This is a genomic window from Protofrankia sp. Cas3 (genome assembly GCF_963555955.1).
Classification (GTDB): Bacteria; Actinomycetota; Actinomycetes; order Frankiales; family Frankiaceae; genus Protofrankia.
The window spans coordinates 25677-44666 of sequence record NZ_CAUVXP010000010.1 but is presented as its reverse complement, the minus strand read 5'-3'; the positions used below and the strand labels follow the sequence as shown (position 1 = coordinate 44666).

At 67.1% G+C, this 18990-nt stretch carries 18 protein-coding genes; 9 read left to right on the top strand and 9 right to left on the bottom strand.

Annotation, left to right across the window (positions count from 1 at the left end; genetic code table 11):
* The first annotated feature begins 231 nt into the window (after window positions 1-231).
* The 4 genes from U9983_RS03840 to U9983_RS03825 all read left to right on the top strand — a co-directional run bounded on the left by U9983_RS03840 (window position 232) and on the right by U9983_RS03825 (window position 1815).
* Entirely contained in the window at window positions 232-504 is a 273-nt protein-coding gene (locus U9983_RS03840; protein WP_322752684.1) for a hypothetical protein, read from the top strand.
* Window positions 504-917: a type II toxin-antitoxin system VapC family toxin gene (locus U9983_RS03835; protein ID WP_322752683.1), complete on the top strand. Its 414-nt coding sequence runs from the start codon at window positions 504-506 to the stop codon at window positions 915-917. Before U9983_RS03840 ends, U9983_RS03835 begins: the two co-directional genes overlap by 1 nt.
* A gap of 370 nt (window positions 918-1287) precedes the next feature.
* Entirely contained in the window at window positions 1288-1482 is a 195-nt protein-coding gene (locus U9983_RS03830; RefSeq protein WP_322747647.1) for a hypothetical protein, read from the top strand.
* Window positions 1483-1524: 42 nt separating this feature from the next.
* Window positions 1525-1815: a hypothetical protein gene (locus tag U9983_RS03825; RefSeq protein ID WP_322752682.1), complete on the top strand. Its 291-nt coding sequence runs from the start codon at window positions 1525-1527 to the stop codon at window positions 1813-1815.
* 18 nt (window positions 1816-1833) lie between these two features.
* On the opposite strand, the gene msrA is transcribed toward U9983_RS03825, so the two are convergent.
* The 3 genes from msrA to U9983_RS03810 form a co-directional block, all read right to left on the bottom strand.
* Window positions 1834-2496, bottom strand: a complete 663-nt coding sequence (gene msrA / locus U9983_RS03820) for a peptide-methionine (S)-S-oxide reductase MsrA (protein WP_322752699.1) — start codon at window positions 2494-2496, stop codon at window positions 1834-1836.
* A 174-nt stretch (window positions 2497-2670) separates the two neighbouring features.
* Window positions 2671-3963, bottom strand: coding sequence for a PhoH family protein (locus tag U9983_RS03815; RefSeq protein WP_322752681.1), 1293 nt, complete (start codon window positions 3961-3963; stop codon window positions 2671-2673).
* A gap of 658 nt (window positions 3964-4621) precedes the next feature.
* Window positions 4622-6445 carry a phosphoenolpyruvate carboxykinase (GTP) gene (locus U9983_RS03810; RefSeq protein ID WP_322752680.1) on the bottom strand — a complete coding sequence of 608 codons (1824 nt, stop codon included), beginning with the start codon at window positions 6443-6445 and terminating at the stop codon, window positions 4622-4624.
* A gap of 347 nt (window positions 6446-6792) precedes the next feature.
* Here U9983_RS03810 and trhA point away from each other — a divergent pair, with 347 nt between their 5' ends.
* On the top strand, window positions 6793-7476 hold the full coding sequence (gene trhA, locus U9983_RS03805) for a PAQR family membrane homeostasis protein TrhA (RefSeq protein WP_322752679.1): 684 nt from the start codon (window positions 6793-6795) through the stop codon (window positions 7474-7476).
* A 194-nt stretch (window positions 7477-7670) separates the two neighbouring features.
* Here the strand turns inward: trhA and U9983_RS03800 are convergent, their stop codons facing one another.
* Both U9983_RS03800 and U9983_RS03795 read right to left on the bottom strand, forming a co-directional pair.
* Complete coding sequence (locus U9983_RS03800) at window positions 7671-8231, bottom strand: hypothetical protein (RefSeq protein ID WP_322747642.1); 561 nt, start codon at window positions 8229-8231, stop codon at window positions 7671-7673.
* Window positions 8232-8336: 105 nt separating this feature from the next.
* A complete protein-coding gene (locus tag U9983_RS03795) occupies window positions 8337-10358 on the bottom strand; it encodes a thioredoxin domain-containing protein (RefSeq protein ID WP_322752678.1) in 2022 nt (673 codons plus the stop codon).
* 76 nt (window positions 10359-10434) lie between these two features.
* On the opposite strand from U9983_RS03795, the gene U9983_RS03790 reads away from it, so the two are divergent.
* On the top strand, window positions 10435-11226 hold the full coding sequence (locus tag U9983_RS03790) for a rhomboid-like protein (RefSeq protein WP_322752677.1): 792 nt from the start codon (window positions 10435-10437) through the stop codon (window positions 11224-11226).
* 89 nt (window positions 11227-11315) lie between these two features.
* Complete coding sequence (locus tag U9983_RS03785) at window positions 11316-14357, top strand: leucine--tRNA ligase (protein ID WP_322752676.1); 3042 nt, start codon at window positions 11316-11318, stop codon at window positions 14355-14357.
* A gap of 45 nt (window positions 14358-14402) precedes the next feature.
* On the opposite strand, the gene U9983_RS03780 is transcribed toward U9983_RS03785, so the two are convergent.
* On the bottom strand, window positions 14403-16010 hold the full coding sequence (locus U9983_RS03780; RefSeq protein ID WP_322752675.1) for a carboxyl transferase domain-containing protein: 1608 nt from the start codon (window positions 16008-16010) through the stop codon (window positions 14403-14405).
* Window positions 16011-16016: 6 nt separating this feature from the next.
* Between U9983_RS03780 and arfB the strand changes: the two genes are divergently transcribed.
* The gene (gene arfB, locus U9983_RS03775) at window positions 16017-16448 is read left to right on the top strand and encodes an alternative ribosome rescue aminoacyl-tRNA hydrolase ArfB (protein WP_322747637.1); all 432 of its coding nucleotides are present in this window, start codon (window positions 16017-16019) and stop codon (window positions 16446-16448) included.
* 105 nt (window positions 16449-16553) lie between these two features.
* Here the strand turns inward: arfB and U9983_RS03770 are convergent, their stop codons facing one another.
* From U9983_RS03770 to mca, 3 genes are all read right to left on the bottom strand, one after another.
* Window positions 16554-16817: a hypothetical protein gene (locus tag U9983_RS03770; protein ID WP_322752674.1), complete on the bottom strand. Its 264-nt coding sequence runs from the start codon at window positions 16815-16817 to the stop codon at window positions 16554-16556.
* A 146-nt stretch (window positions 16818-16963) separates the two neighbouring features.
* A complete protein-coding gene (locus U9983_RS03765; protein ID WP_322752673.1) occupies window positions 16964-17419 on the bottom strand; it encodes a TerB family tellurite resistance protein in 456 nt (151 codons plus the stop codon).
* A gap of 157 nt (window positions 17420-17576) precedes the next feature.
* On the bottom strand, window positions 17577-18482 hold the full coding sequence (gene mca, locus U9983_RS03760) for a mycothiol conjugate amidase Mca (protein WP_322752672.1): 906 nt from the start codon (window positions 18480-18482) through the stop codon (window positions 17577-17579).
* Window positions 18483-18507: 25 nt separating this feature from the next.
* On the opposite strand from mca, the gene U9983_RS03755 reads away from it, so the two are divergent.
* Window positions 18508-18963: a DUF4307 domain-containing protein gene (locus U9983_RS03755; RefSeq protein WP_322752671.1), complete on the top strand. Its 456-nt coding sequence runs from the start codon at window positions 18508-18510 to the stop codon at window positions 18961-18963.
* The last annotated feature ends 27 nt before the right edge of the window (window positions 18964-18990 follow it).

Genomic DNA, 18990 nt, shown 5'->3' with positions numbered 1-18990 from the left:
GGTCAGCGGCACCAATATCGATCTCATACTCTTACTCTTCATCAACTGCGCACACAGCGCAAGAAACCACGCGGGTCTGGCACGGATGACCCATCGACAAGGCGTCAGTACCCGTGCATCTCAGTGGTCGGCGGTCGACGCTCCCGTGTGACACCGACCGGCCCACGGCCCAGACGAGACGATCGACAGCACTTGGTACCAGTTCAGTACTGAACTGGTACCGTCAAGGGCATGGCCATGAATCTCCGGCTCAACGCAGAGACCGAGATCGCGCTACGCGCATGCGCCGAACAGACCGGCCGATCCCAGCAGGAAATCGTACGGGATGCAGTAGATCGATACCTCAACGCCGCGAACGTCGAGCGCCACCTACCACGTGACCGGCGGATCGATTCCGGCACGCTGCTCCCGCCTCGCACGCCGTACCGTCGAACGACGCCGACCCTGACCGTTCCGGACGGCACGACAACTCTCGATCTACTCGATCGCAGCGACCGAATCTGATGCGCGTATACGTCGACAGTAGTGCTCTGATCAAGCGAGTCGCGATCGAAGCGGAATCCACCACGCTGGTGGCGACACTCGACCGTTATTACGCGGACCGAGACTTACTGATCTCATCTTCGCTGGCATGGATCGAGGTCACCCGGGCTCTTCATGCACGGGCACTGTCGCCCTTCGCAACCGCGACCGTTCACGCGGACGCCGCGATGTCAGGCATTGCCGAACACCCCATCTCGCCGGAGGTCGTCAGCCTTGCGCGTCGAATTCGGCCACCGGTTCTCAGGTCGCTCGACGCGATCCACCTCGCGTCCGCGCTGTTGGTCGACGCGGATCACATGGTGACCTATGACGCCCGGCTCGCGGCTGCCTGCACGGAGAATAGTCTGGTCGTCACGTCCCCGGGACGGGCCTGACCACGGTCACCTGCAGCCGCGCTTCGCCACCGGATCGGCGGCACGCCAGCTGGCGGAGAACCGATGCCTCAGCCGGCGTCGGCCCCTGCCACGCCGACCGGGCACGACTGGCCGGTGCCCACGAGCATCCGCCTATGTGACCCCTGCACCACGACAGCGGAGTCCCGCGTGCCCCCCGGGGGCGCTGGTCTGCAGCCACGAACGCGCCCGGTAGTTGGCCGTAGTAGACCAAACACAGACGGGCGGCCGTAGCTCACCCCGCGCGGCTCTTGTAAGTGCCCTCATGTGTGGGCATGCTCTTCGAAAGGATCGTCCCCACGCCCGTGGGGACGATCCGGAAGCCGACTGCCCAGGGGAGGCGAAGAGGGAAGTGACGCAACCCAGCGCTTGGCCGTACCCCGAGCCGTACGAATGGGTCGATGCGCCAGACCCCGCCACGCAGCAGGCGATCGACGAAGCGTACGAGGACCTCGCCGCGGGACGATCGGTCATCTGTACCAGTGATGCCGCGTTCGACGCACTCCTGCACGAGCTGTCCACATCCCCGCGGTCGAAGGCAAGCTGACCCCTCGCAGGAGCGCTCACTCTTCGTCCTATTGTTGTGACCGTGCCCACATACGAGCCGGTTGCCCGCTTCCTCGCGGAGTTCCATCGGCTCTCCCCCGCGCACCAGACCGCCTTCCTGCGCGCTGTCGGGCTGTTCCGTGAGGGACTGGAGTCGGGCTCGTTCCATCCGAAGCTGCGGGTGAAGGGTTACAAGTCCGAGTCCGGGATGTTCGAGATGACGTGGGCGCCCGACGGCCGGGCACTGTGGCGGTACGGCGACCCGATCCCGGGTAAGCCTGGCCCGCACATCATCTGGTTGCGGATCGGCACCCACGACATCTTCGAACGGTAGAAGCGACGCGGACTGCGATCAACCGGCGTCGGCCCCTGCCACGCCGACCGGGCACGACTGGCCGGTGCCACTCAACCCGCAGTAGCCGTTGGGGACCTTGTGCAGGTACTGCTGGTGGTACTCCTCAGCGAAGTAGAACGGACCGGCCGGGGCGATCTCGGTGGTGATCGGGCCGAAACCGGCCTTGTCCAGGACTGCCTGGAAGGCGTCCCGGCTACGCTGCGCCGCAGCACCCTGCTCGGCGGAGAACGTGTAGATCGCCGAACGGTACTGGGTGCCGACGTCGTTACCCTGGCGCATCCCCTGCGTCGGGTCGTGCGCCTCCCAGAAGACCTTCAGCAGGTCCTCGAAGCTCACCACCGCCGGGTCGAACACGACCGCAACAGCCTCGGTGTGCCCGGTCAGGCCTGAACACGTCTCCTCGTACGTCGGGTTCGGGGTGATTCCGCCCGCGTACCCGACCGCGGTCGAGTACACCCCGGGGATCTGCCAGAACGTCCGCTCCGCACCCCAGAAACAGCCGAGCCCGAACACCGCGGTCGCGAAACCCGTGGGGACGGGACCCCGCAACGGTGTGCCGAGGACCGCGTGCCGATCCGGTATCGCAAAAGACGCTTCCGCGCGGCCGGGCAGTGCCTGCGCGGCCGTGGGCAGCGTCGGCTTCTGGCGAGCGAAGAGCATGTCGAGCACCTCCGGCATCTCTGAGAGCCTGTCCATGTCGTCAACCACGGCCGTCCCCGGTACGTTCCCCGACTACCGCGGTTGACGACTACCGCCGTCGACGACAGCCGCCGTCCACGCCGGACCCGGGCAGCCTGACTGCCGGGTCCGGCGTCCGCGCCGCCGTCTGGCGGGCTACAGGACGAGGTCCTCCAACATCGTCGTGACCAGTGCGGCGATCGGCGAGCGCTCCGAACGGGTAAGGGTGACATGCGCGAACAGCGGATGCCCCTTGAGGGTCTCGATCACGGAGGCAACTCCGTCATGCCGACCAACCCGCAAGTTGTCACGCTGAGCGACGTCATGCGTGAGGACCACCCGCGATCCCTGGCCCAACCTCGACAGCACGGTAAGCAGCACCCCGCGCTCGAGCGACTGCGCTTCGTCCACGATGACGAACGCGTCGTGCAGCGACCGGCCACGGATGTGGGTGAGCGGGAGCACCTCCAGCATCCCGCGATCGGCGATCTCTTCGATGACGTCCTGGGAGACCAGCGCGCCGAGGGTGTCGAAGACGGCCTGTGCCCAGGGCGCCATCTTCTCGTTCTCGCTGCCCGGCAGATAGCCGAGGTCCTGACCGCCGACGGCGTACAACGGCCGGAACACCACGACCCGACGGTGCAGCCGCCGTTCCATCACCGCCTCGAGCCCTGCGCACAGCGCCAGCGCGGACTTTCCGGTACCGGCCCGCCCACCGAGAGAGATGATCCCGATGTCGGGATCGAGAATCAGATCCAGCGCGACGCGTTGCTCCGCGGAGCGTCCGTGCAGGCCGAAGGCCTCCCGGTCACCCCGGACGAGGCGCACCTTCTTGTCCGGGGTGACCCGTCCAAGAGCCGACGCACTGCCGCCGGAAGCGGTGAGGACCAGACCGGTGTGGCAGGGCAGCCCGGTCGCCTCGGTGATCTCAACAGTCTCCCGAGCGTAGAGCCGATCAAGATCCTCCTGGGAGACTGCGAGCTCGGCCATGCCGCTCCAGCCCGAATCCACCGGACTCTGCGCCCGGTACTCCTCGGCGGCAAGCCCCACCGCGGACGCCTTCACGCGCAGCGGCAGATCTTTCGTGACGAGAACAACGTCGTTGCCCTCCCGAGCCAGGTTGAGCGCGACAGCCAGAATGCGCGAGTCATTGTCATCCACCCGAAACCCCGGTGGGAGCACCGAGGGGTCGCTGTGGTTTAGTTCAACCCGCAGGGTTCCACCGTCGTCCAACGGCAACGGTTGATCCAGCCGACCATGGCGGATTCGGAGGTCGTCAAGGAGACGAAGGGCTTCACGGGCGAACCAACCCAGTTCCGGGTGGTGCCGCTTACCTTCCAACTCCCCTACGACAACCAGAGGAAGCACAACATTGTGCTCCGCAAAGCGCAGCAGCGCACCAGGATCGGACAAGAGCACGCTTGTGTCGACGACATGCGTTCGTGGCACACGCCCACCCGCTTACTCGGAGGAAGTCCGGGACAGGGCCCCACAGGAGGCCGGGTCCCGGCCTCCTGACGTTGTCGCGAATGCGGCACCGAGGGGCCTCCCGAGTGGTCCAGCCCAGTGCCGGACCACAACTTGAGCCAACTGGATCCATCCCGACGGATCGCCGTTCGGTAACGTCCGTCAGTGGAACCCAGGCTCACACGTTAGCTCCCCCGCCTGGAAAGCGCGACCATCTTCGCACAACACGCTCGGCAACAGTCACCGACCATAAGGTGATGGCGCACGAAACCGCCTGCGCCCCAGACAGAACAGGTTGATCGTCTAATCCGATCGAACGGTCTTGGACAACGATGTGGTCCGCTGTTCAGATGACGGCCACCACCACAGCGGACGGCGGGTGGCCGATCGCGGGTGCGTCGCCGCCGCGACCCGAACGTACGTCGCCGTCGCCGTCGCGACCAGAACGATGACGGTCGGACCTGCGTCCGTGGTACATACCGGACACTGATCCGACCGTCATCCGCCGCATGCAGCATGACCGCCGAGACGATCAGCCATGATCATAAAAAGTCGTCACGAAGGTGGCGGTGCCCACGGCGTGGCAATGGCCACCACGGCATGCTGTCAAAGAGCTGCGCAGCCGGTCCGCGGCCCGTCGTCAGTCCTTGAGTCGGGCGACCAATGCCTCCTGTTCGGCCCACAGCTCGACCGGCAGCCCGTCCCCAAAGGTCTGATAGTGATCGGGGATCAGCTCCGCCTCCCGCTTCCAGACCTCGGTGTCGAGGGTGAGCAGCTCGGCGAGCTCCTCCGGCGCGACGTCGAGCCCATCGGTGGGCAGCGCCTGCGCCGTGGGCAGGACGCCCAGCGGTGTCTCCACCCCGTCCGCCTGCCCTTCGAGCCGCCCGACGATCCAGGCCAGAACCCGGCTGTTCTCGCCATAGCCCGGCCACATGAACCGGCCCTGCGCGTTCTTCCGGAACCAGTTGACATAGTAGATCCGCGGTAGCTTCGCCTGGTCGGCCTTGCGACCCATCGCCAACCAGTGCGCGAAGTAGTCGGCCATGTTGTAGCCACAGAACGGCAGCATCGCGAACGGGTCGCGCCGCAGCTTACCGATCGCTCCGGCCTGCGCCGCGGTCGTCTCGGACGCCACGATCGAACCGAAGAACACCCCGCGCTGCCACGTCGGCGCCTCGGTCACCAGCGGGACCGCGGTCGCCCGACGTCCACCGAACAGGATGGCCGAGATCGGGACACCCTTCGGGTCCTCCCACTCCGCCGCGATCGTCGGGCACTGGCTGGCGGGCACCGTGAAGCGGGCGTTGGGGTGAGCGGCCGGTTCGGTGGCCTCCGGCGTCCAGTCGCGACCCAACCAGTCGATGAGGTGCGCGGGCTTGTCCCTGGTCAGCCCCTCCCACCAGACGTCACCGTCGTCGGTGCGGGCGACGTTGGTGAAGACCGTGTTGCCCCACAGCGTCTCGATGGCGTTCGGGTTGGTATCGACGCCTGTGCCCGGTGCCACGCCGAAGAAGCCAGCCTCGGGGTTCACCGCGTACAGCCGGCCGTCATCCCCGAAGCGCATCCAGGCGATGTCGTCACCGACGGTCTCCGCCTTCCAGCCCGGCAACGTCGGAATGATCATCGCGAGGTTGGTCTTGCCGCAGGCCGACGGGAAGGCCGCCGCGACGAAGTGGACCTTGCCCGCCGGTGAGGTCAACTTGAGAATCAGCATGTGCTCGGCCAGCCAGCCCTCATCGCGGGCCATTACCGAGGCAATCCGCAGTGCATAGCACTTCTTGCCCAACAGGGCGTTCCCGCCGTAACCGGACCCGAACGACCAGATCTCCCGGGTCTCGGGGAAATGCGTGATGTACTTCGTCGAGTTGCACGGCCACGGGACATCAGCCTGACCTGGCTCGAGCGGCGCGCCCAGAGAATGCACGCATGGGACGAAGAATCCGTCCACGCCCAGCTGTTCGAGGGCGGGGGTTCCCATTCGGGTCATCGTCCGCATCGACGCGACAACATACGGCGAGTCAGTAATTTCAACGCCAAGAGCGGAAATCCGCGAGCCTAGCGGGCCCATACAGAAGGGCACGACATACATCGTGCGCCCGCGCATACTGCCCGCAAACAGGACATGCAGCTTCGCCCTCATCTCAGCCGGATCGAGCCAGTTGTTGGTCGGCCCGGCGTCCGCGCGGTCACGCGAGCAGATGTATGTGCGGTCCTCAACCCTGGCAACGTCTGTGGGATCGGAAGCCGCGAAAAAACTACCTGGCCGCTTCTCGTCGTCCAGCGGCACAAAAGTACCCTTGTCGACCAGCAACCGCGCGAGTTCCGCGTACTCCGCATCAGAGCCGTCACACCATTGGATGCGCTCCGGTCGGGTGAGTTCGGCGATCTCGCGCACCCAGGCAATCAGCCCGGTATGCCTGGTCGGGGCAGCGTCCAGCCCCGGAATCTGCGCCGCGGTCGTCACAGCTCCCACCTCCGCTTGAGTTGAGCCCACCACGGCCTCGCCGTGCCGCCACACGTCCCCGCCATGACAGACCCACTCGTGCCCGGGATCGTGGAACGCGGAACGCATGCGTAGTGAACCCGCAACAACGTGCCGACACCCCACCGTCCACTACATAGCGGGTCCACCACGGCTCGGGTGATTCGAGGCCGGGTACAGGATCTTTTGACTCTACCGTGGGAGCTTCTGACAGTCGCGCGGTCGAACTGCCCCACAGCGAGGTAGATCCGTCACGCTCCGGAACTGAACGCGGTGCGCGACATTGGCGGTGGGTAGTAAGGAGAGTGGTCGCAAGATACGGTAACCAGGTGACCACAACGGCACCCGGACACGACTTCGGCAACCATCCCCACAACCTGGTGCGACCACGGATGCGTGGGTGGCTGCATGCCGGCGCGTTCCCGGTCAGTGTGGCACTCGGCGTAATCGCCGTGGCTCTGGCAAGCACGTTCCGCGCACGGCTGGCCGTCGGCATTTATGCGCTGAGCATCGCCCTTCTGTTCGGCACCAGCGCGCTTTACCACCGAAAAATGTGGTCGACGTCACGTTCCCGCTCGCTGATGAAGCGACTCGACCATTCAATGATCTTTGTTTTCATCGCCGGGACGTACACACCGCTGACCTTGCTGGCGCTGCCACCGAGGACCTCGCGGACCATACTCACGATCGTCTGGAGCGGCGCAGCGGTCGGGATCGGACTGCGGATGCTCTGGCTGCACTCGCCCCGCTTCCTGATGGTCCCGCTGTACATCGCCCTGGGCTGGGTGGCGGTCTTCGTCATACCGCAGCTGCTGCACACCGCGGGCGTGACAACGCTGGTTCTGATCGTCGTCGGCGGCGTCCTCTACAGCATCGGGGCGATCGTCTATGCGACCCGACGACCGAACCCGGCCCCAGAGACGTTCGGGTACCACGAGGTTTTCCATGCGTTCACGATCGTCGCGGCGGCGTGCCATTACATCGCCGTCATCTTCGCCATCTATGCGACATGACCGGGTGATCAGGTGATCAGGTGATCAGGAAATTGCCGGCACCGGTCGCCGGCAGGGCAACTCCATAGCCAAGGGGACACAAACCCGGGGCGAAACCAAACCACGAGGCTTGTCCGGGGACGCCGTCGCAACAATCGACGGCGCCCCCGGACGCGCCGGTGAAAATTACCCGCTGCCGGATGTCGGCCGGATTCTCACAGTTCAGGCCCGTCGGCGCGAACCTGCTCGACCTTCGCCATGGCCTCCCGCAGGCGGGCGAGCCACGGCTGGGCATTCTCACCGACGAGGCGGACGCACCACGCGAGCGCGTCGCTGCGGCTGCGCGCGACGCCCGAGTCGACCAGAGTGTCAAGAACATGACGTTCTGGTTGCCGAAGCCTGGTCATTACCGGAACGGACAGCGTGGTGAACAACTCGGTCGTGCCGCCGGCCGTCACCCCCCACGCGACCTTGCGCAGATAACGCTCCTCCGCCTCTTGGGCGATCGCGATCCGGGCGTCCCTGGTCTGCTCGCGGAACCGCCGGATCCGACCGGACTCGGCGGCGGCCGCTGCGGCCTGATCGTCGGACTCCACCTCTGGAGCGGCAACCGTGCCCACGACAATGATCTCATCTCGATCCACCGTCACCGTGACCGGGTGGGTGAACCACTCATCGGGCAGTCGCCCCGTGAACCATGCCTGCGCATCGTCTGCGGAGGGCGCCTGCTCGCGCTCGCCCCACCGCCCGTGGCCGCGCCCGCGCGATCCTGCCATCCCGTGCCTCCTCGCCACCTGCTCTCGATGTGGGCTCCCGTACATCATGAACCTCCCGATTGATTACACACTTACATTTGATACACATGCAACGGCAGTCAGACATCAGACATTCCACGGTGGCGCTGGGGCGAGCGTGACGCCCAGTTGCTCACGCACGGCGTCAGCCGTGGTCGCGGGCCGCTCACACACGAAGCCTCGACACACGTAGACCCCGGCGGAGCCCCGTCCGCGCGTCAACGGTCCGGACGTCACCACGACCGCACCCGGCGCGGTGGCGAGCCGGGCCAGGCGTTCCAGATCCGGCCGGTCAACGACGGCCACCTCGGCCGGTCCGGCAAGCGATGCCTCGGCGACCGCACCGGCCCAGCCGGCAAAGGACGCGCTGAGGCCGAGCATCGGGGTGAGAACCTCCAGCGCCCGGTCGGACGCTTCGCGATGGTCGCGTGAACCTGTCAGCGCCGCATAGGTCAACAGCGCGCCGGCGACCGCAGCCTGACCGGACGGCGTCGGCGAGTCCGCGGGGTCCCGCGGCCGGCGCAACAGCCGCTCGGCGTCATCGGCGGTGTCGTGGAAGCCACCGTCAGGCGCAGCAAAGTGCGCACGCACGACCTCGAGCAGGTCGCCCGCCCACGCCAGCCATCGCTCGTCGCCGGTGACCTGATGCAGGACGAGCAGGCCCTCGGCGACGTCCCCGTAGTCCTCCAGCACCCCGGCGTTCGTTCCGACCCGGCCGTGCCGACTGGTCCGCCGCAGCCGACCGTCCACCCAGTGGACGTCGAACAGCAGCGTGGCCGCCTCGACAGCCGCGGTCACCCAGGCCGGCTCCGCCAGCAGCGCGCCGGCCTCGGCCAGCGCGGCGATCGCCAGACCGTTCCAGGCGGCGACAATCTTGTCGTCACGGCCCGGCTGGGGCCGGCGCGCCCGGGCCGCCGCGAGTCGGGCCCGCACCCGGTCGAACCTCGAATGATCATCCGCGTCCACGGCCAGCGCAAGAACGGACGCCCCGTGCTCGAACGTCCCTGCCACGGTGACGCCGAACAGATCCGCGGCCCAGCCTCCGTCCTGCGGGCCGAGGATGTCGACAAGCTCACCCGGCGTCCAGACATAGGTGGCACCCTCCACGCCGTGCGCACCGTCGACTCCCTGACCGGCGGGCAGGACGGTGTCGGCGTCCAGGGCGGAGGCGAACCCGCCCTGCGCGGTCCGCAGATCACTCAGCAGGAACGATGCGGTCTCCCGAGTGACCCGCTGCGCCAGGGCCGATCCGGTCGCCCGCCACAGATGCAGATACACCCGCAACAGCTGGGCGTTGTCGTAGAGCATCTTCTCGAAGTGCGGGACGGTCCAGGTGGCGTCCACGCTGTAGCGGGCGAAGCCGCCCGCAAGCTGGTCGTAGATCCCGCCGCGAGCCATCCGCTCGCACGTGGACACGACCATGCGCAGACTCGCGCCGTCCCCGGTGCGCGCCGAGTGCCGCAGCAACATCTCCAACAGCGCGGACGGCGGAAACTTCGGTGCCGTCCCGAAACCGCCGTTGGCCTGGTCGAACGTGCGCCCGGCCTTTTCGACCGCGGCCGCCAGGAGCTCGGCCGTGAGCGTCGCCGGCGGCCCGCCTGCGGCGTCGGCCGCTGCGGAGATCTGGCGCACGATGTCCGCGCCGGACGCGGTCACCTCGTCCCGGCGCGTCCGCCAGGCGCTTGCCACCGCCTCCAGCAGCTGGCGGAACGATCCCATCCCCGCTCTCGGCGTCGGCGGGAAGTAGGTACCGGCGTAAAACGGCTCGCCCGCCGGGGTGAGGAAGACGGTCATCGGCCAACCGCCGTGGCCGGTGAGGGCGACGGTGACGTCCATGTAGACGGCGTCGACATCCGGCCGCTCCTCGCGGTCAACCTTGATGTTGACAAAGTGCTCGTTCATGACCGCCGCGGTGGTGGCATCCTCGAACGACTCGTGCGCCATGACATGACACCAGTGGCACGCCGCGTATCCCACGGACAGCAGGACCGGTACACCACGCTCGGTGGCCTCGGTGAACGCGTCCGCGCCCCACGGCCACCAGTCGACCGGGTTGTCCGCGTGCTGGAGCAGGTACGGTGAGGTCTGGTCGGCAAGACGGTTCGGCATGTGGCCAGCATTCCCGTTGCCGGGGAAGTTTGGCCGGCTCCCAGACATTGAACCCTTTGTGGTGTATGCCCACCGGATGCTGTTCCGTGACGCCCGCGGCCTGCTCTCGCGGTCGCCGTTGCAGTCGCAGTCGCCGTCGCAGTCGCCGTCGCAGTCGCCGTCGCGGTCGCCGTTGCGGTCGCCGTTGCGGTGGCCCACGCCGCACGCCGGGCGGGACCTGCTCCGCCAGGCATGGCATACGGCACCATTAGCGATGATCTACATCGCCATCCTGGCGGTCACGTCGGCCGTCCTCGCGGTCGCCTACGCGCTCGACCCGGAGCTGCATCGCCACATCCTGGTGACCAGGTCTACCAACCTCAGCGGGCTGCGGACCCGTCCGCTCTACGTCCTGGTGGCCAGCGCCTTCTGGCTGGAGAGCTTCACCTTCTTGCGGTCGGCCGCCGCGGTTGCCGCAGTCCTCGGCCCGCTGGAGCGGGCGATCGGCTCCGGACCGGCACTCGGGGTCTTCGCGGCCGGCCACGTCGGAGCAAGTCTGATCGTCGCCGGTGGGCTGGCGGCGGGTCGAGCCGTACAGCTCGTCGACGATCGGGTCAGCGATACCATTGACGTCGGCACCAGTTACGGCATGATCGCCTGTGGGACGGTGCTCGCCGCCACGCTGCCGCCGGGCTGGCGGTGGCCGCTGACCGGTGGCCTGGCTGCCGGGCTCACTCTGGACATGGCGCGTGAACCCGACTTCACCGCCGCCGGCCACCTCGTCGCGGCGGCGCTGGGCCTGCTCTGCTCCCGCCATCTCGCCCACCGCTCAGCCCTTGTCTCCAGGCGCCGGATAGGCTCGAAACAACGATCGACACCCTCCGCGTGAGCCTTTCATCGGCATCGCCGTCCTGATCAACGGTATCCCGCGGGGTCCGCGGGATGGGTCGGATCGAAACGATCTGAGGATGATGAGGCATGACCAGCAGTTCCGAGCACACCGGTAATGCGAGCACCGCAGCAGGCACCCACGGCACGACTCCAGCCAAGATCCCCCCCCTGGTGTCGGATCTGCCGTTCCGTTACGGTGCACATCTGGCGGGTGATATCGAGCGCCGCTGGCAACAGACCTGGTCCGAGCGGGGCACCTTCAACGCGCCCAATCCGCATGGTCCGCTGTCGGACGGCTTCGATCAGGTCGCCGGGCGTCCGGTGTTCTTCGTCATGGACATGTTCCCGTACCCATCCGGCAGCGGCCTACATGTCGGTCATCCGCTCGGCTACATCGGCACCGACGTGTTCGCCCGTTACCTGCGGATGACCGGCTACCACGTGCTCCACCCGTTCGGCTACGACGCCTTCGGCCTCCCGGCCGAGCAGTACGCCATCAACACCGGCCAGCACCCCCGGGTCACCACCGAGGCCAACATCGACAACATGCGGCGCCAGCTGGGACGCTTGGGGCTTGGCCACGACACCCGTCGGGAAGTGGCCACCACTGATGTCGAGTACTACCGGTGGACACAATGGATCTTCTTGAAGATCTTCAATAGCTGGTACGACGACGAGGCGGGCCGCGCGCGGCCGATCAGCGAACTGATCGCCGACTTCGAGGCCGGTACCCGGGCACCACGCGGGGACGCAAACCCACACAACCGGCCGTGGTCGGCTCTGCGCACGACTGAGCGTCGACAGATCGTGGCCGGGTACCGGCTGGCGTTCATCTCCGAGCAACTGGTCAACTGGTGTCCGGGCCTGGGCACGGTGCTCGCGAATGAAGAGGTCACCGCCGAAGGACGCAGCGACGTCGGTAACTACCCGGTCTTTCGCCGCCCACTGCGCCAGTGGATGATGCGGATCACCAGCTACGCAGACCGTCTGATCGCAGACCTCGACCTGGTCGACTGGCCGGATTCGATCAAGCAGATGCAGCGCAACTGGATCGGACCGAGCGACGGCGCCACGGTCGAGTTCACCGCCGTTGGCTCAGACATCCGTATCGAGGTTTTCACAACCCGTCCGGACACCCTGGCCGGCGCGACCTTCATGGTCCTGGCACCCGAACATCCTCTCGTCGACACACTGACCGCACAGGCATGGCCGCAGGGAACCCCGATTGCGTGGACGTTCGCCGACGGGATTGACCGCGAAGCGGGCCCGGGCACCGGTGCCAGCGGCAACAGGCCGGCTCCGGAGTGGACGCCGCGAGCGGCGGTGAACGCCTACCGGGAGTACGCAGCGCACCTTGGTGATCGCCAGCGCGGCACCGACGAGATCCCACGCACCGGCGTGTTCACCGGCTCCTATGTCACCAATCCGGTTACCGGCGACCCCATTGCGGTCTTCCTCGCCGACTACGTCCTGATGGGCTACGGAACCGGTGCGATCATGGCTGTTCCCGCGCATGACCAGCGCGACTTCTCCTTCGCCCGCACACTCGGCCTGCCGATCCCAGCCGTGTTGGCGCCGGACGAGGACTGGCGGGCCGAACACAACGTGCCCGCGGGTGCCGAGCCGAACACCTGGCCGGTTGCCTTCGCCGGGGACGGCGAGTACCTGCCGGCGACGGGTGTCGGGCCGCCCCTGGTCGGGCTGTCGAAGCCGGACGCGATCAAGTCGACGATCCGTTGGTTGGAGGACGTCGGTGCGGGCCGCGCGGCCCGCTCATACCGCCTGCGGGACTGGCTGTTCTCCCGGCAGCGTTACTGGGGCGAACCCTTCCCCATCGTGTTCGACGATGACGGCCTTCCGATCGCGCTCAGTGAGGATCTCCTGCCCGTCACCCTGCCGGAGATGACCGACTTCCGGCCGAGCGCCATGGCCGATGACGACGTCAACGACCCGGTCCCCCCACTGGCCCGGGTAGCCGACTGGGCCACTGTCACCCTCGATCTGGGTGAGGGGCCGAAAACATACCGACGCGAGACCAACACCATGCCGCAATGGGCCGGCTCGTGCTGGTACTACCTGCGTTATCTCGACCCGACGAACAGCGAACGCTTCGTCGATCCAGAGGTCGAGCGTTACTGGATGCACACGCCGGACGGCCCACCCGGCGACGGGGGTGTGGGGCTCTATGTCGGCGGTGTCGAGCACGCCGTCCTGCACCTGCTGTATGCGCGGTTCTGGCACAAGGTCCTTTACGATCTCGGGTTGGTGTCCACCAGGGAACCGTTCAAGAAACTGTTCAATCAGGGCTATATCCAAGCGGACGCGTTCACCGATGGCCGCGGCATGTACGTACCCGCCGCCGAGGTCGTCCGCACAGCAGAGGGCACACTGCGCCACAACGGTGAGCCGGTGAACCGACGCTCCGGGAAGATGGGCAAAAGCCTGAAGAACAGCGTCAGCCCGGACGAGATATATGACAGCTTCGGCGCTGACACCCTGCGGGTCTACGAGATGGCGATGGGGCCGCTGGACGCCGACCGGCCGTGGCACACCGACGACATCGTCGGCTCCCACCGCTTTCTGCAGCGACTGTGGCGCAACATCATCGACGAGGCGACCGGAGGGGCGGTCGTCTCCGATGTCACACCGGACGCGGAGGCCACCCGGATGCTGCACCGCACGATCCTCGCGGTCCGGGCCGACTACACCGATCTGCGCTTCAACACCGCCGTCGCCCGCCTCATCGAGCTGACAAATTTCGTCAGCAAGCGCTACGGCGCTTCCGGTGGACTGCCCCGTGAACTCGCCGAGGCGCTGGTCCTCATGGTCGCCCCCCTGGCTCCGCACATCGCCGAGGAGTTGTGGGCGCGGCTGGGCCACGATGGCTCGCTGGCGATGCATCCCTTCCCCGAGGCGGACGACTCGCTCGCCGTCGATCCCACGGTGACCCTGCCGGTGCAGGTCAACGGCAAGGTGCGGTTCACCGTGGATGTCCCGGTGGACGCCGACGAACAGGCGGTGCGAGACCTTGTGGCCGGCCACGACGAGTACGCGCGCCACACTGCCGACCGGACCGTGAAACGGATGATCGTGATTCCCGGCCGGATCGTCAACATCGCCCTGAACTGACCGCCGTCCCGGCTTCATGGCCGCAACTGCCACGATCACCATCGGTCACGACGACAGGCGCCGATGACGGTCGCGTCGCGCCGCGAGCCTCGTAGCGGCGTCGCGGACCGCGACGCCTGCAAGACAATGCGCGACAGCACCGGCGAGCCCGGCGAACCCGGCGGTCGTGCCGACGCCGGCCGGACCGCGCGCGACGACGACGTCGACCGCGCCCAGCCGGTACAGGTCACCGGCGGTGATCCGTAGCTCGCGCGCCATCTCGGCGGCATGGTCAACAGTACGGTGCATGATTGTCGCTGCACCCTCGGGTGGCAGCGGAGCCAACCAGGCGTCCTCGGCCGCCACCACGGCGTCCGCCGGCAGCAGGGCCAGCGCGGCACCGCCCGCGCCCTGTCCGAGCAGCACGCTCACCGTCGGCACCGGTGTGCTCAACAGTGCCGCCAGGCAGTGCGCGATCGCCGCGGCCAGGCCGCGGCGTTCGGCCTCCTCCGAGAGTTCCGCTCCCGGCGTGTCGATTACAGTCACTATGGGTAGACGAAGATCGACAGCCCGTTGCACCGCGTATTGCGCCGCGTGCAGGTCGCGCACCCCGATGGGCTGATGGCGCTGGGCCTCACGGTCCTGCCCGATGACAACGCATGGAATGCCGCGCAGCAGAGCGAGCGCCGTGACCATCGGCGTGCCGGGCACATCCGGGCCCTGGCCCAGCTCGGACGCGCCGAGAAGGGTGAGATCGCTGGTCGAGGCAGCCAGAAACGCACGTAATCCGGGACGGTCGGGCGCGCGGGTCGCCAGCACCGACGCCCACGGATCCCCCGTCTGAGCTGTTTCGCCTGGCTCGACGTCGGCCGGTGGGGCTCCCGTACCGCTCTCCGCGGTCGTCGGGCCGCGGTCCACCGCCACGACACGCAGCACCCGCTGGACGGCTTCCCGCAGGTCAGCGGGGGCGACAACGGCGTCCACCACACCGGCCTGCCGCAGCGCCCGCGGGCTCTGCGCGTCACGCGCAAGCGCCGCGCCCGTGAGCGCCTCAACCACCCGAGGACCGAGGAACCCGACCAATGCACCGGGTTCGGCAAAGGTGACATGGCCAAGCGATGCCCATGACGCCAGCACTCCGCCGGTCGTGGGGTGGCGCAGGTAGACGAGGTAGGGCAGGCTGGCCGCCCGGTGCCCGGCAATGGCAGCACTGATCGTCAGCATCTGCAGGAACGCGGGGGTCCCCTCCTGTATCCGGGTGCCGCCGCTCGCGGGCAACGCGAGCAGCACCCGTTTCTCGGCGGTGGCCCGTTCGATCGCGGCCGTGGCACGCCTTGTCGCGGCCCGGCCCACGCTGCCGCCGAGAAAGTCGTACTCGCTGGCCACCACAGCGACCCGGTGGCCAGCCACCCGGCCCGCACCGGTCCGGATCGACTCGTCCCTACCGCTACGTGCGGCGGCCCGCGACAGATCCCGACCATAGGCGGCGCTCACCGTCGGCTGCTCCGGAGCGCCATCCCAACAGGTCCAGCTACCGGCATCCAGCAGCAGGTCGAGCAACTCGGCACAATTCGGATGTTTCACAGTCAGGGCCAGTCCCCCATCAGGTGTCAGCCCTACCGGACCGCGCCGCTCCCTAAATTCGGTGGCGGCGGCGCGCGGATCGGCGACCATGGTGCAGTGACATTTCCACCATCTCAGGTCCGCCCGGGCTTCATACTGCGCGAATCCGACCTGACCTGGCGATTCTCCCGGTCGAGCGGGCCTGGCGGGCAGGGGGTGAACACGTCGGACAGCCGGGTCGAGGTATCCTTTGACGTCCGCCGTTCGCCGTCGCTTCCCGAACGGCTACGCGAGCGGACACTGACGCGGCTGGAAGGTCGATTGGTCGACGGCGTCCTCACCGTCACCTCCAGCGAACACCGATCGCAGCTACGTAATCGTGAAGCTGCCCTCGCACGGTTGACGGCAACCCTGCGCACCGCGAGCGAACCCCCACCACGGGCGCGGCGCCCGACCCGTCCATCCGCCGGAGCCGTACAGCGGCGCATCACCGGCAAAAAGCAGCGGGCGCGGGTCTTGCGTCAGCGCCGCGCCGACCCCGATGATTGATCATCGCTGCTGTCGCCCCGCTCGTTGATCCACGCCCCTGTTGCCGGACGCCCTTTGGGAACGATGTGAATCTGGTGCTGTGGCAGGAGCATCAGATTCACATCGTTACGAGCGCCCGGCTGCGTCCTGGACCGGGATGTCGCTACCGGAGCCATGGCCGTTGCCGGAGCCATGACCGTCGGGCTGTCCACCTCGATCTGCCGTATGCTTCCCGAAGCGTCCGCTGGCGACGTTGCCACGCAGCCGTACAAGGCTGCGCGACATCATCGTGAAGAGGCCGACAGCCGCCAGGCCCAGCAGCAGGACCACGAGGAACCCGCCAGTGCCCGCGCTGACCTCAAGTGCAAGAGTCTGTCCCGCAAAAGTCACGCCTCAACCCTACGTCGCAATCCGGCTGGGGCCCTGTGCCGGCGGGCTCCAGCCGGATGACTGACAAGGTCGAGGAGCCGCCGCGTACCCGGAGGCGTACGCAAGGCGACGAGAAACGCGGTCAGGCGTCGGCTGGGGCCCGCCGATCAGAGGTCGAACTCGTGGGGGTCCAGCCCCACCGCATAGCATGCCTCCCGAACAACCTGCTGCTCGGACTTGTCGAAGTGACCGTCAGCACCGCCGATGACGATGCCTATCTGGATCACCGCCCGTGCTTCGGCGGGCTTCTTCTTGGTCTTGCCGATGTCCTGGATCACACTGACCTTGCCGAAGTCGAAGTCGGTCGTCAACTTGGTGCAGTAGTCGTTGAACTTCTGCTGTAGCTGGTCAGCCGGAAAGTTCTGCAATACCTCGTTCGACCCGATGAGCGCGGCGACCTTACGGCGCTCGTCCGGGTCGATGCTGCCGTCGGCGGCTGCGACCAGCGCGCACATGGCCATGCTCGCGTCCCTGAAGGCACCGCTTTTAAGATCGTTTTTCTTGGCGTTCAGCTGTTGCTGCATGGTCGTCGTGGTGGTGCGCAGACGATCCCAGATCGCCATGACGTGTTCCTCTCATCCTTGCCAAATGGGCCGTGCGTTCGCATGTGCGGGCCTGGATGCCGCATTGAGACAGCATCCTGTCACCAGCAACGACCGATGGCTCGTGGCCGTGCCCGGACCGCGGGTCATTTCCCGACAATCAGGACAATCAGGACGATCAGGGCGATCGGCGGATCCCGTTGAAGAGGTCGCTCTCGGGCAGCGTCCCCACTTCGATCAGCGATCGGGCGAGTTGGTAGTCCTCAGTGGGCCACACCTCACGCTGGATCTTCACCGGGATGCGGAACCACGGCCCGTTCGGGTCCACCTGGGTGGCATGGGCCAGCAACGCACGGTCGCGGGTCTCGAAGAAGTCCCCGCACGAAACTCTGGTCGTGATCCGCCCGGCGTCACCCGCGCGGTCGACCCACTTCGCCAGATACTCGACATAGGGCGATTCACGCCCGCTCGCGAGCATGGCGTCATGCAGGGCGAGCATCCGCGCCTTGTGGAACGTCTGGTGATAATAGAGCTTGAGTGGCTGCCATGGTGACAGACCGACCTCGCGTCCTACCTCTAGGTAACGCTCCGCGTCACCCGCAGCCTCGAACGCCTCGATCGTGACCTTGTGGTTCATGATGTGATCAGGATGTGGATATCCACCGTTTTCATCATAGGTGAGCACCACCTGCGGCCGGAACTCCCGCATCAGTCGGATCAACGGTCTGGCCGCGTCAGCCAGCGGCATGAGCGCGAAGCATCCTTCCGGCAGCGGCGGCGGCGGATCACCCTCGGGCAGACCGGAGTCATGAAAACCCAGCCAGACCTGCCGGACTCCCAGAATGCGACGTGCTTCCTCCATCTCGGCCCGCCGCAGTTGCGGCAGGCGGGCGTGGACGTCCGGTCTGTCCAGATCGGGGTTCAGTACGGTGCCCGCCTCACCACCGGTGCAGGTCACCACAAGTACGTCAACGCCCTCGTGGACGTAGCGTGCCATGCTTGCCGCACCCTTGCTGGACTCATCGTCGGGGTGGGCGTGAACTGCCATGAGTCGCAGGCCATCCCCACTGGTCGCCTCGGACATGCCACCATTGTCCCCGATGCCTCCGGTGACCTCGTCCAGACAGACACGGCGCGCCGCCCTGCCGGGACGGTCGCGTGTGCTCGGCTTCCCCCTGCGCTGGCTCGACATCCCGTGGCTCGGTGGGATCAGGGTGGCACCCTGGTTCCTGCTGGCGACAGTCCTCATCATCGTGGTCGCGGCGGTCGGCGCCGGGTGGGTCCAGGGCCATCCGGACCGGCTGGACTATGCCACCCGCGCCTTCCGGATCAACGGGACGCAGGCGCAGCTGACGTTCGATGTGGAAAAGTCACCCAACGCCGTGGCACAATGCACTGTCCGCGCACGCTCCCGGGATGACCAGGTCGTCGGCCGGCGTACCGACATCGTTGTCGGTCCGACTACAGACGGCCGACGGGTCACGACCGTAAAGGTCACACTGACCACATCACGGGAGGCAAACGTGGTCGAAGTCGAGGACTGTCAGATCACCCGCCCCGGCTGACAAGCGGGCGGGGTCCTGGCACGCAAC

What these genes read in the sequence shown, in the direction of transcription:
- U9983_RS03840 (WP_322752684.1), top strand. Translation starts at nt 232, where the DNA reads ATGGCCATGAATCTCCGGCTCAACGCAGAGACCGAGATCGCGCTACGC.
- U9983_RS03835 (WP_322752683.1), top strand. Translation starts at nt 504, where the DNA reads ATGCGCGTATACGTCGACAGTAGTGCTCTGATCAAGCGAGTCGCGATC.
- msrA (WP_322752699.1), bottom strand. Translation starts at nt 2,496, where the DNA reads ATGCTCTTCGCTCGCCAGAAGCCGACGCTGCCCACGGCCGCGCAGGCA.
- U9983_RS03800 (WP_322747642.1), bottom strand. Translation starts at nt 8,231, where the DNA reads ATGGCAGGATCGCGCGGGCGCGGCCACGGGCGGTGGGGCGAGCGCGAG.
- U9983_RS03795 (WP_322752678.1), bottom strand. Translation starts at nt 10,358, where the DNA reads ATGCCGAACCGTCTTGCCGACCAGACCTCACCGTACCTGCTCCAGCAC.
- U9983_RS03790 (WP_322752677.1), top strand. Translation starts at nt 10,435, where the DNA reads ATGCTGTTCCGTGACGCCCGCGGCCTGCTCTCGCGGTCGCCGTTGCAG.
- U9983_RS03785 (WP_322752676.1), top strand. Translation starts at nt 11,316, where the DNA reads ATGACCAGCAGTTCCGAGCACACCGGTAATGCGAGCACCGCAGCAGGC.
- U9983_RS03780 (WP_322752675.1), bottom strand. Translation starts at nt 16,010, where the DNA reads ATGGTCGCCGATCCGCGCGCCGCCGCCACCGAATTTAGGGAGCGGCGC.
- U9983_RS03765 (WP_322752673.1), bottom strand. Translation starts at nt 17,419, where the DNA reads ATGGCGATCTGGGATCGTCTGCGCACCACCACGACGACCATGCAGCAA.
- mca (WP_322752672.1), bottom strand. Translation starts at nt 18,482, where the DNA reads ATGTCCGAGGCGACCAGTGGGGATGGCCTGCGACTCATGGCAGTTCAC.